Source organism: Rouxiella chamberiensis, assembly GCF_026967475.1.
Classification (GTDB): Bacteria; Pseudomonadota; Gammaproteobacteria; order Enterobacterales; family Enterobacteriaceae; genus Rouxiella; species Rouxiella chamberiensis.
The window spans coordinates 3,191,909-3,204,065 of the sequence record NZ_CP114058.1 but is presented as its reverse complement, the minus strand read 5'-3'; the positions used below and the strand labels follow the sequence as shown (position 1 = coordinate 3,204,065).

The window sequence follows — 12,157 nt, the reverse complement described above, 5'->3', positions numbered from 1 at the left end:
TAACTACAGTAATAAACCGTTATTCACGACGCATTTCATAAACGAGTGACGTACGAATATTTTAATTAGGGTAAGGAGAAGCTTATGTTTCGTTGGGGTATTATATTTCTGATTATCGCGTTGATCGCGGCAGCGTTAGGTTTCGGTGGTCTGGCTGGTACAGCTGCATGGGCTGCGAAAATCGTCTTCGTCGTAGGTATCATTCTGTTCCTGGTCAGCCTGTTTACCGGCCGTAAACGACTCTGACACCTATAACGATTAAAAGATAAAGTGATTTTTATCTGAATAATTCCGGAGATTAATGAGAGTTTGCCTTATCAAGGGGCACGGATGACAAGGATCACCCGAGGCAGACTCTTTAGCCGCATCATTGGACGACGCGGCGTGTGGTTAACAGGAAGTAACGATTTAATCTCCGGGATTTTGCAACAACTCTATCGATCGGACACAGACGGAGTATGCTCATCATAGAAGCACTATTTTGAGGAGCCTGCGTTGGGATACAGAATTCCGGTCACGCTGGGGAATATCGAAGCCCTGGCTTACAAACCCTACAAGCCTGGCAAGATTGCGCTGGTCTGTGAAGGCGGCGGTCAACGCGGCATCTTTACGGCAGGTGTGCTTGATGAATTCCAGCGCGCAGGGTTCAACCCTTTCGACCTTCTTATCGGCACTTCCGCCGGTGCACAAAATCTCTCGGCGTATGTTTGCGGTCAGGCAGGTTATGCCCGACGCGTGATTACACGCTACACCACCAGCCCTAACTTCTTCAATCCTCTACGATTTGTTCGTGGCGGACACCTTATCGATCTCGACTGGCTGGTCGATGAAACCTCCAGGAACATGCCGCTCGCAATGGACAGCGCCGAAAAGCTGCTGATCGACGGCCGCGAATTCCTGATGTGCGCCTGCCGCAGTGACGATTACCAACCCAATTACTTTGCTCCTACCCGCGAAAGCTGGCTGCCCCTCATAAAAGCTTCAAGCGCGATTCCGGGTTTTTACCGCATGGGCGTGGATCTTGACGGAATCAGCTATCAGGACGGCGGAATCAGTGATGCCATTCCAGTGGAAGAGGCCTATCGCCGCGGCGCAGACACCATTGTCGTTATTCGCACCGTGCCTTCGGCGATGTTCTATACCCCGCAATGGATGAAGCGCATGGAGCAGTGGTTGAGCGAAAGCAGCCTGCAACAGTTGGTCCATATGGTGCAGCATCACGAGCAAAGCTATTACCGCATTCAGCAGTTTATCGAGAACCCGCCGGGCGACCTGCGCATCTTCGAAATTTTCCCGCCGAAACCGCTTGCCAGTCATGCACTTGGCAGCCGTTTGCCAGCGCTGAATCAGGATTACCATCTTGGCCGCCGCTGCGCGCGCTACTTCCTTTCGATAGCCTCGCACTGGTTGATGCCGCGAGAAAAAGACATGCCTATGCCGATTATTACGCCGCGCAAGGTTCGCCGCACCGCTGTCGTTATCCCGCCTTTAACCACGCCGGAAATCGCGTTGCCGCCGAGTGCCGCGGCGAATCAGGCATTCATTGCGCCGCAACCGGCCGTTAATGATATCGTTGTTCCGGATGATATCGCCCTGACGGAAAATCTGCTCGACGTCGCGCAGCGCAAAGTCGCCAGCGCGTTTATGGATGAAGCTTCCCGCGTGGTCGGCAGCCCCGTTCAGGAAACCGCTGACATCGACAGTCCGTTCGCGCCGGATACGCGTATGACGCCGCCAACCCTGGAAGGCGAGGGAGACGCGCTGTGAAGCCCGCATTTATCGATACCCACTGTCATTTTGATTTCCCGCCTTTTAGCGGTCACGAAGCCGAAAGCCTGCGGCTTGCGGCAGAGGCGGGCGTAAAGCAGGTGATTGTGCCCGCCGTCGAAGCGGCACGTTTTGAAAAAATCCTGCGTCTTGCGAAAGAACATGGCGCGCTGTTTGCCGCGCTGGGCCTGCATCCAATCTGTATTAGTAGCCATACCGATTCCTGCCTCGAACAACTCGACGAGCAGCTTGGCGGCCGCCATGAAAAGCTGGTGGCGATCGGTGAAACGGGGCTGGATCTGTATATGGAAAACCCCGATTTCGACAAACAGCAAAGGTTACTGAATGCCCAGTTTGCTCTCGCCAAAAAATACCATCTTCCTCTGATTCTGCATTCACGGCGCACCCACGATAAGCTGGCCGCCATGCTGCGAAAAGTCTCTCTACCCGCAACCGGCGTGGTGCACGGCTTTGCCGGTAGCCTCTCTCAGGCCGAAGCCTTTGTACGGCTGGGTTTTGCCATCGGCGTAGGCGGCACCATTACCTATGAAAGAGCGCAGAAAACACGGCAGGTGATGGCGAAACTGCCGCTGACTTCTCTGTTGCTTGAAACCGATGCGCCAGATATGCCGTTGCAGGGTTTTCAGGGGCAACCCAATCGGCCGGAACGGGCCGCGCTGGTTTTCGCCAGTTTATGCGAACTGCGTGAAGAATCGCCCGAGCACATTGCCGATGCGCTACAAGAAAATGCCCGACGCGTCTTCAACCTGCCAAAGCTTCCCTGATGTCTTGATGTTAATTAAATAACATTTATCACCTGCCGGAAGGCCCGCTCATTCCTGAAATTTATAAGTCAAAGAGCCGATCGCGCTCGCAATCAGCGTAAAATGTTATTTAATTAACATTCTGCTCTGAGGTATTATGGCGTGATGGAGCGTTAACCCGAAAAACGAGTGTCATGATTCGGGTGTACACTTTTACTTATTGCCAGAGTCCGAGCAAAGGGTAGAAATGTTGATGAAGATCACATTTTCCCGAGTAACGTTGCAATCAAATTTCATTTTGTGTGAAATACTGCACAACATAGATGGCGTCCAACTGTTCAAATGGTTTAAACAGCTGGGTGATTGCCCTCGTCTGCTCGCCAGAGTCGAGAACACTACGGGCGCTTGCGGGTGCCGCGTTCCCGACCGGATGCTCGGTTTTGACGGCGTGTCAGAACTGAAAATTGTGGAGAGTTTTATGACCGATTTTACCGTAGCGGCGCAGCGTGCGCTGAGCCTGATGGATTTAACGACCCTGAATGAAGACGACACGGCCGAAAAAGTGGTCGCCCTCTGTCAGCAGGCAAAAAGCCCGGCAGGAAACACCGCTGCCATCTGCATTTATCCGCGTTTCATTCCGGTCGCACGCAAGGCACTGCGCGAGCAGGGCACGCCTGACATCCGTATCGCCACCGTCACCAACTTCCCGCACGGCAACGACGATATCGAGATTGCCCTCGCAGAGACCCGTGCGGCGATCGCCTACGGTGCCGATGAAGTCGACGTGGTATTCCCGTATCGCGCCCTGATCGAGGGGAATGAACAGGTCGGTGCCGAACTGGTCAAACAGTGCGCCGAGGCCTGTCACGCAGCCAACATTCTGCTGAAAGTCATTATCGAAACCGGTGAGTTGAAGCAGGACGCGCTTATCCGCAAGGCGTCGCAGATTGCCATCGAAGCCGGTGCGGACTTTATCAAGACCTCGACCGGTAAAGTGCCGGAAAACGCCACGCTGCATAGCGCCGAGCTGATGCTGACCGTTATCAAAGAGCTGAATGTCGCCGACAACGTCGGTTTCAAACCTGCCGGTGGCGTGAAAACTGCCGAAGATGCGGCGCAATATCTGGCGCTTGCCGACAATATTCTGGGTCGCGAATGGGCCGATGCCCGTCACTTCCGCTTTGGTGCGTCCAGCCTGCTGGCAAGCCTGCTGACCACACTCGGCCATCAGACCGAAAAATCCACCAGCGGTTACTGATAACGTTGCCGAGGGCGCGGCGCTGTGCTCGTGACCTCGGTTTTATCCTCGATATTGTGATTTCCTCTCTGTATCCCATTGGAGTGAGAACGTGGCTGCTGCACAAAAAACCTTTCTGGCTCAGGAAATAATTCGCAAGAAACGCGACGGGCACGCGCTGAGCGAAGACGAAATCCGCTTCTTCATTAACGGCGTGCGCGACAGCAAAGTGTCGGAAGGGCAAATTGCCGCGCTGGCAATGACCATCTATTTCAATGACATGAATGTCGAAGAACGTGTGGCGCTGACCATGGCGATGCGCGATTCCGGCAGTGTGCTCAACTGGAAACCGCTCGCGCTCAACGGGCCGATTGTGGATAAACACTCCACCGGCGGCGTGGGGGATGTCACCTCGCTGATGCTGGGGCCTATGGTCGCGGCCTGCGGCGGGTATATTCCAATGATTTCCGGTCGCGGTCTGGGCCACACCGGCGGCACGCTCGACAAACTCGAAAGCATTCCGGGGTTTGATATTTTCCCCGATGACGCGCGCTTTAGAAAAATTATTCAGGACGTTGGGGTGGCGATTATCGGGCAGACCAATTCGCTGGCACCTGCGGACAAACGTTTTTACGCCACCCGCGATATTACCGCGACAGTGGACTCCATTCCGCTCATTACCGCCTCGATTCTGGCGAAGAAACTGGCCGAAGGACTGGATGCGCTGGTGATGGATGTTAAAGTCGGCTCCGGCGCATTTATGCCAACCTTCGAGCAGTCTCAGGATCTGGCGCAGGCGATTGTCGACGTGGCGAGCTGGCGCAGGATGTAAAACCACCGCGCTATTGACCGACATGAATCAGGTGCTGGCTTCAAGCGCCGGAAACGCCGTGGAAGTGCGCGAAGCCGTGCGCTTCCTGACGGGCGAATACCGCAGTCCGCGCCTGCTGGAAGTCACCCTGGCATTATGTGTCGAGATGCTGCTTTCCGCAGGGCTTGCAGACAACGATGCCGAAGCGCGCCAAAAGCTGCAAACCGTGCTCGACAATGGTCGCGCGGCAGAAATCTTCGGCATGATGATTGCGGCACAGAAAGGGCCGACCGATTTTATTGAACATTATGACCGCTATTTACCTCAGGCGACCCTGAGCAAAATGGTGTATTCGGAAAGGGCAGGGATTATCACGTCAATGGATACCCGCGCCCTCGGGATGAGCGTAGTGGCGATGGGCGGCGGACGTCGCCGTGCCACCGACGCCATCGATTACAGCGTGGGGTTGACGCAAATGTCGCGTATCGGACAACAGGTCGATACCCGGCATCCGCTGGCAATGATTCACGCCAATAGCGAAGAGTCGTGGCAACAGGCCGCCGATGCCGTGCGCTCGGCCATTGTGCTGAGCGATCGGGCACCTGAAACCTTGCCCGTGGTGTATCGCCGCATCAGCTAGTGCGACCGCGTAACCCCATCACCAGAACGGCTCTGACAGGGCCGTTTGCAACGCGCATGATGCGCAGGAGAGCAAAATGAAACGTACATTTATCATGATGTTGGACTCATTTGGGATTGGCGCCAGCAAAGACGCCGACCGTTTTGGTGACGTGGGTTCCGATACGCTTGGCCATATTGCCGAGGCCTGCGCCCGCGGCGAAGCGGACGTGGGCCGTAAAGGTCCGCTGCATTTGCCGAATCTGACCAGTCTGGGACTGGCGAAAGCCGCCGAAGCCTCGACGGGCCGTTTCCCGCAGGGCATGGACCCCGATGCCAACATCATCGGTGCCTATGCCTACGCCAGCGAGTTGTCGTCAGGTAAAGACACGCCGTCGGGCCACTGGGAAATCGCCGGTGTTCCCGTGCTGTTTGACTGGGGCTATTTCTCCGACGAGCAAAACAGCTTCCCGCAGGAACTGCTCGACAAACTGGTCGAACGCGCCGCTTTGCCGGGATATCTTGGCAATTGCCATTCATCCGGTACGGTAGTGCTCGACGCGCTCGGCGAAGAGCATATGAAAACCGGCAAACCGATTTTCTATACTTCGGCCGACTCGGTATTTCAGATTGCCTGCCACGAAGAGACATTCGGCCTCGAGCGTCTTTATGAACTGTGCGAAATCGCACGCGAAGAGTTGACCGAAGGCGGCTACAACATCGGTCGTGTCATTGCGCGTCCTTTTATCGGCGATAAAAAAGGCCACTTCGAGCGTACCGGCAACCGTCATGATCTGGCGGTTGAGCCGCCTGCGCCGACCATCCTGAAAAAGCTGGTTGACGAGAAGGGCGGTGAGGTCGTTTCCGTCGGCAAGATTGCCGATATCTATGCCCACGTCGGCATCACCAAAAAAATCAAAGCCACCGGTCTGGACGCGCTGTTCGACGCCACGGTGCAAGAGATGAAGGTCGCCGGTGATCAGACCATCGTCTTCACCAACTTTGTGGACTTCGATTCGGCTTACGGCCATCGCCGCGATGTGCCGGGCTACGCGGCCGCACTGGAGCTTTTCGACCGCCGGATGCCGGAGTTGCTGGCGTTGGTCAAGGAAGACGACATCATTATCTTTACCGCCGATCATGGCTGTGACCCGACCTGGCGAGGTACCGACCACACTCGCGAACACATTCCAGTGTTGATCTACGGCCCGAAAGTGAAGCCGGGTTACCTTGGCTATCGCGAGACATTTGCCGATATCGGACAGACGGTCGCTCACTATTTCGACCTGTCGCCGATGGAATACGGAAAATCCATGCTTTAAGGCGAATTTTTTGCGAAGATTCAGTTAAATCACTCGGTTCATTACCCAGGCGTGATTGACCGCGGCCCGCTGCGGTTTGTCACAGGAAGGGTCAACACTTTAAGGAATGTAATTATGGCAACGCCACACATTAACGCAGAAATGGGCGATTTCGCTGACGTAGTCCTGATGCCGGGCGATCCTTTGCGCGCCAAACACATCGCCGAAACCTTCCTGGAAGACATCAAGCAGGTGAACGACGTGCGCGGCATGCTCGGTTTTACCGGCACTTACAAGGGCCGCAAGATTTCGGTCATGGGTCACGGTATGGGGATTCCATCCTGTTCCATTTACGCGAAAGAGCTTATTACCGAGTTCGGCGTGAAGAAAATCATTCGCGTAGGCTCCTGCGGCGCGGTGCGTAGCGACGTCAAACTGCGCGATGTGGTTATCGGCATGGGTGCCTGCACCGATTCCAAAGTGAACCGTATGCGCTTCAAAGACCACGACTATGCGGCCATTGCCGATTACGACATGGTGCGTCACGCGGCCGACGCGGCGGCGGCAAAAGGCATCAAGGCGCGCGTGGGTAACATCTTCTCCGCCGATCTGTTCTACACGCCAGATCCGCAAATGTTTGATGTAATGGAAAAATACGGCATTCTGGGTGTCGAGATGGAAGCGGCCGGTATCTACGGCGTGGCGGCAGAGTTCGGCGCGAAAGCGCTGGCTATCTGCACCGTGTCCGACCATATCCGCAGCGGCGAGCAAACTACGGCCGCCGAACGTCAGACCACGTTCAACGACATGATTGAAATCGCGCTGGAATCCGTTCTGCTGGGCGACAAAGCGTAAGCGACCCGTCTTGCCGAATCAAAAACGGAGGCCTTCGCGCCTCCGTTTTTATTTCACAAATTCTTTATTGGCCAGTCAGATGCGCGAAAACATAAGGGCGTTGACGGCGGAAATCAGCCGTCTCGCCTCGCTATTTTTTCGGGGATTTCGGTTTTCGGCTGCGTTGCAGATTGCGGTGAGCGGCCTGTACGGCTTCCTGTTCGGCTTCTTCTTCCGGCGTCAGCGCCGGTTTGTCTTCCACTCTTTCTTCTGCGATGGCAATCACCAGCGGCTCATTGTTGTGCGCGGGCAGGTCGTCGTCTTCATCGCGCTCTTTCAAACGGGTGCTGGCGGTCAGCAGGAACGGCGACTGCTCCCAGCGGGAGCGACGGCCCTGCAACAGACTGCGCGCGAGAATAATGCCGATCGCCAGCGCCAGCAGCATCATCAGCCGCAACAGGTTGGTGGTGTTATCGACCTGCTTGGCTTCGGTGGCCAGCACGTGGGTATCCAGCGTCATGCGCAGAAAACCGCTCGGGCCGCCTTTGTCGCCAATCGGCTGCACTATCTGATGGTTGAAATAACTGCCCGCGCGCTTGCCGTCGAGCGCCAGACGGTCACGCACCGGCACAGTCTCGCCGGAATGGGCAATCAGCGAGCCGTCGAGCTGGTACACGCTGGCATCAAGTATGCGACTCTGATCGGTAAGTTGATTTAAAATGGTAGTAATTTGTGCGATGTCTGCGCCATCATTCTGGCTGTCCATCAGCGGGGCAAGCGAGAACGCCACCTGCCGTGCAAGCGTTTGTGTGAGCTGCTCGACCTGTTGTGATCGCGCTAACTGGTGCCCTAAGCTAAAATAGGACGCACCTTGCATCAATAAAACTAATAAAGCTAAGCAAATCAGCACGATAACCGTGCGGTGTCTGCGAAGTTTCAGTTTGGCCTCTGCCATTCTGTTTCCTTAAGGTATTCGACGACTTTAATGTTGCCAGAAGCGTTAGCGATAGGGTAGCTTGATGCGTCGTTTTATCGCGGCCCCTCTGCTTTTCGACAGAGTTTTTGCTCTTACAGGAGAAATCATGCCAAACCGTCTGACCTATTGCGATCTTCCTTCCGAGATCCACCAATGGCCGGGACTTCCACTTTCACTCAGCGGTGACGAAGTGATGCCGCTCGATTACCGGGCAGGGCACACAGGCTGGCTCCTGTATAGTAGAAAGCTCGACAAGTTAAGTCTTAGCCGTTTCCAGAGCTTGCTGGGTCGCGCGCTGGTGATTGTCAGCGCGTGGATGGTCGAAGACTATCAGGTCGTTCGTCTTGCGGGTCCACTGACCCCCGATGTTTTCGAGCTGGCCGAACAGTTCGAATTCGACATCACCCCTCTGCGCAAGGTGCCGCACATGCGCACGCCGGGCCTGCTGGTGATGGACATGGATTCTACGGCAATCGAGATCGAATGCATCGATGAAATTGCCAAGCTTGCCGGTGTGGGCGAACAGGTGGCCGAAGTCACCGAACGCGCCATGCGGGGCGAGCTGGATTTCGCCGCCAGCCTGCGTCAGCGTGTCGGCACGCTGAAAGATTCCGATGCCAACATCCTGCTGACGGTGCGCGAAACGCTGCCGTTCATGCCGGGTCTGCGCAAAATGGTGGCTCGATTGCAGGAAATGGGGTGGCACGTTGCCATCGCTTCCGGCGGTTTTACCTATTATGCCAACTATTTGCGTGATGAGCTGGATCTGGTCGCCGCCGTCGCCAACGAGCTGGAAATCTTTGACGGCAAGCTGACCGGACAAGTGATCGGGCCTATCGTCGATGCCCAGCACAAAGCCGATACGCTGCTGGCGCTGGCCGAAAAACTGGGTGTGCCGAAAGAGCAGACCGTGGCTATCGGCGACGGTGCCAACGATTTGAAAATGATGTCCGTCGCAGGACTGGGCGTCGCCTTCCACGCCAAGCCGAAAGTCTACGAGCAGGCCGAGGTCAGCATTCGTCATGCGGATCTGATTGGCTTGCTGTGTATTCTCAGCGGCAGCGTGGCGTAATCAGAACAACGGGGCGTTCGCGCCCCAACGAGGTAAATTTTGGCAAAAGCAGCAAAACGCGCATTTGTGTGTAATGAATGCGGCGCAGATTATCCGCGCTGGCAGGGGCAATGCAGTGCCTGTCAGGCCTGGAACTCCATTACCGAAGTCCGTTTGGCTGCTTCGCCGACCGTGGCACGCAATGAGCGTCTTACCGGCTATGCCGGTGATGCAGGCGTCAGCCGTGTGCAGAAACTGTCGGAAATCAGTCTCGACGAGACGCCGCGCTTCAGCACCGGTTTCAAGGAGTTCGACCGCGTACTCGGCGGCGGCGTGGTGCCGGGCAGCGCCATTCTGATAGGCGGTAATCCGGGCGCAGGTAAGAGTACCTTGCTGCTGCAAATATTGTGCAAGCTCGGCGAAAACATGAAGACGCTGTATGTCACCGGCGAAGAGTCGTTGCAGCAGGTAGCGATGCGCGCGCACCGTCTCGGCCTGCCGACCGCCAGCATGAATATGCTCTCCGAAACCAGCATCGAGCAAATTTGCCTGATTGCCGATCAGGAACAGCCGAAACTGATGGTGATCGACTCCATTCAGGTGATGCACATGGCGGATATCCAGTCGTCGCCGGGTACGGTCGCACAGGTGCGTGAAAGCGCGGCTTACTTGACGCGCTATGCCAAGACGCGCGGCGTGGCTATCGTCATGGTTGGCCATGTTACCAAAGACGGCTCGCTGGCCGGCCCGAAAGTGCTGGAGCACTGTATCGACTGTTCCGTGCTGCTCGACGGCGATGCCGATTCCCGTTTCCGCACCTTGCGTAGTCATAAAAACCGTTTCGGCGCAGTCAATGAGCTGGGCGTCTTTGCCATGACCGAACAGGGCCTGCGCGAAGTCAACAATCCTTCCGCCATCTTCCTGAGTCGTGGAGACGAAATCACCTCCGGCAGTTCGGTGATGGTGTTATGGGAAGGCACGCGTCCGCTGCTGGTCGAGATCCAGGCGCTGGTCGATCACTCGATGATGGGCAATCCGCGCCGCGTGGCCGTAGGGCTTGAACAGAACCGTCTGGCGATTCTGCTGGCGGTGCTGCACCGTCATGGCGGTTTGCAGATGGCGGATCAGGACGTCTTCGTCAACGTGGTGGGCGGCGTAAAAGTCACGGAAACCAGCGCCGACCTCGCACTGCTGATGTCGCTGGTGTCGAGCCTGCGGGATAGACCGCTGCCGCAGGATTTGGTGGTGTTCGGCGAAGTCGGGCTGGCCGGCGAGATCCGTCCGGTGCCAAGCGGGCAGGAGCGTATTACCGAAGCCGCCAAGCACGGTTTCAAGCGCGCCATCGTGCCGCACGCCAATGTGCCGAAAAAGGTGCCGGAAGGAATGAAGGTATTCGGCGTGAAAAAACTGGCCGATGCGCTGTCTATTCTCGACGACCTCTAAAATTGTTTAAAAGGACCCGCTATGCCGCAGTTTGATTATCTCAAGGCAGCGATCAAGCAACAGGGATGTACGCTGCAACAGGTCGCCGAAGCCAGCGGCATGACCAAAGGGTATTTAAGCCAGTTATTAAACGACAAGATAAAAAGTCCCAGCGCACAGAAGCTGGAAGCGCTGCACCGCTTTCTGGATCTGGAGTTTCCCCGTCGGGAAAAGAAAATCGGCGTGGTGTTCGGCAAGTTCTATCCGCTGCACACCGGCCATATTTACCTTATCCAGCGCGCCTGTAGCCAGGTCGACGAGTTGCACATCATTCTCGGCTATGACGAGCCGCGCGATCTCGAGCTGTTTGAAAACAGTTCGATGTCGCAGCAGCCTACGCTCAGCGATCGCCTGCGCTGGCTGTTGCAGACCTTCAAGTATCAGAAAAATATCCGCATTCATGCTTTCAATGAAGAGGGTATGGAGCCTTATCCGCACGGCTGGGACGTGTGGAGTACAGGGATAACCGCCTTCATGGAACAGAAGGGCATTCATCCCAATACCATTTATACCAGTGAAGAAAACGATGCCCCGCGTTATCGCGAACACCTCGGGATCGACACGGTGCTTATCGATCCAAAACGATCGTTTATGAAGATCAGCGGCGCGCAGATCCGCCGTAATCCTTTCCGTTACTGGGACTATATTCCCACCGAAGTAAAACCGTTCTTCGTTCGCACGGTGGCGGTGCTGGGCGGTGAGTCCAGCGGAAAATCGACGCTGGTCAACAAGCTCGCCAATATCTTCAACACCACCAGCGCGTGGGAATACGGGCGTGAATACGTGTTCTCCCATCTGGGCGGCGACGAAATGGCGTTGCAGTATTCCGACTACGACAAAATTGCGTTGGGTCAGGCGCAGTACATTGATTTTGCAGTGAAATATGCCAATAAAGTGGCATTCATCGACACCGATTTTCTGACCACGCAGGCGTTTTGCAAAAAATACGAAGGCCGCGAACATCCTTTCGTGCAGGCGCTGGTGGATGAATACCGGTTCGATCTGGTGATTCTGCTGGAGAACAACACGCCGTGGGTGGCCGATGGCCTGCGCAGTCTGGGCAGCTCTCTGGATCGTTCGGAGTTCCAGAATCTGTTGATTGAAATGATGCAGAAGAACAACATTGCCTTTACGCACGTCAGCTCGGCGGATTATGACCAGCGTTTTCTCGACTGCGTGGAACTGGTCCAGAAGATGCTCGGCAACGACGATCCTGCCTTCGAGTAAAAGGCTTCCTCTCTCAACGAAGGTTAAGGCTGCCGCTGGCTCTACGCGGAGTTGAAAGGGGGCGGCCTGCGTTTTGTCACCACGACGAC

Annotated in this window: 10 protein-coding genes and 1 pseudogene; 10 read left to right on the top strand and 1 reads right to left on the bottom strand. The window is 55.8% G+C overall.

The window, feature by feature from the left end; all coding sequences use genetic code 11:
• Nucleotides 1–84 precede the first annotated feature (84 nt).
• The 7 genes and pseudogenes from O1V66_RS14805 (at nt 85) to deoD (ending at nt 7,353) form a co-directional block, all read left to right on the top strand.
• On the top strand, nt 85–246 hold the full coding sequence (locus tag O1V66_RS14805; protein WP_013577105.1) for a DUF1328 domain-containing protein: 162 nt from the start codon (nt 85–87) through the stop codon (nt 244–246).
• 249 nt (nt 247–495) lie between these two features.
• Complete coding sequence (locus O1V66_RS14800) at nt 496–1,767, top strand: patatin-like phospholipase family protein (RefSeq protein WP_045048415.1); 1,272 nt, start codon at nt 496–498, stop codon at nt 1,765–1,767.
• Nucleotides 1,764–2,552: a TatD family hydrolase gene (locus O1V66_RS14795; protein WP_045048416.1), complete on the top strand. Its 789-nt coding sequence runs from the start codon at nt 1,764–1,766 to the stop codon at nt 2,550–2,552. The genes O1V66_RS14800 and O1V66_RS14795 overlap by 4 nt, the downstream gene beginning before the upstream one ends.
• A 457-nt stretch (nt 2,553–3,009) precedes the next feature.
• Nucleotides 3,010–3,789 (top strand): deoxyribose-phosphate aldolase, encoded by a 780-nt coding sequence (gene deoC / locus O1V66_RS14790; protein ID WP_045048603.1) that lies wholly within the window; start codon nt 3,010–3,012, stop codon nt 3,787–3,789.
• Nucleotides 3,790–3,880: 91 nt separating this feature from the next.
• Nucleotides 3,881–5,219, top strand: a pseudogene (gene deoA / locus O1V66_RS14785) (thymidine phosphorylase).
• A gap of 76 nt (nt 5,220–5,295) precedes the next feature.
• Nucleotides 5,296–6,519 (top strand): phosphopentomutase, encoded by a 1,224-nt coding sequence (gene deoB / locus O1V66_RS14780; protein WP_045048418.1) that lies wholly within the window; start codon nt 5,296–5,298, stop codon nt 6,517–6,519.
• Nucleotides 6,520–6,633: 114 nt separating this feature from the next.
• Nucleotides 6,634–7,353, top strand: a complete 720-nt coding sequence (gene deoD / locus O1V66_RS14775) for a purine-nucleoside phosphorylase (RefSeq protein ID WP_045048419.1) — start codon at nt 6,634–6,636, stop codon at nt 7,351–7,353.
• A 130-nt stretch (nt 7,354–7,483) separates the two neighbouring features.
• Here the strand turns inward: deoD and O1V66_RS14770 are convergent, their stop codons facing one another.
• The gene (locus O1V66_RS14770; protein WP_045048420.1) at nt 7,484–8,287 is read right to left on the bottom strand and encodes a YtjB family periplasmic protein; all 804 of its coding nucleotides are present in this window, start codon (nt 8,285–8,287) and stop codon (nt 7,484–7,486) included.
• 127 nt (nt 8,288–8,414) lie between these two features.
• On the opposite strand from O1V66_RS14770, the gene serB reads away from it, so the two are divergent.
• Genes serB through nadR form a run of 3 tightly spaced genes read left to right on the top strand, consistent with a single transcriptional unit; the run spans nt 8,415 to nt 12,068 of the window.
• The gene (gene serB / locus O1V66_RS14765) at nt 8,415–9,380 is read left to right on the top strand and encodes a phosphoserine phosphatase (protein ID WP_045048421.1); all 966 of its coding nucleotides are present in this window, start codon (nt 8,415–8,417) and stop codon (nt 9,378–9,380) included.
• 39 nt (nt 9,381–9,419) lie between these two features.
• The gene (gene radA / locus O1V66_RS14760) at nt 9,420–10,802 is read left to right on the top strand and encodes a DNA repair protein RadA (RefSeq protein ID WP_045048422.1); all 1,383 of its coding nucleotides are present in this window, start codon (nt 9,420–9,422) and stop codon (nt 10,800–10,802) included.
• Between the two features lie 21 nt (nt 10,803–10,823).
• Nucleotides 10,824–12,068 carry a multifunctional transcriptional regulator/nicotinamide-nucleotide adenylyltransferase/ribosylnicotinamide kinase NadR gene (gene nadR, locus O1V66_RS14755; protein ID WP_045048423.1) on the top strand — a complete coding sequence of 415 codons (1,245 nt, stop codon included), beginning with the start codon at nt 10,824–10,826 and terminating at the stop codon, nt 12,066–12,068.
• Nucleotides 12,069–12,157: the final 89 nt, after the last annotated feature.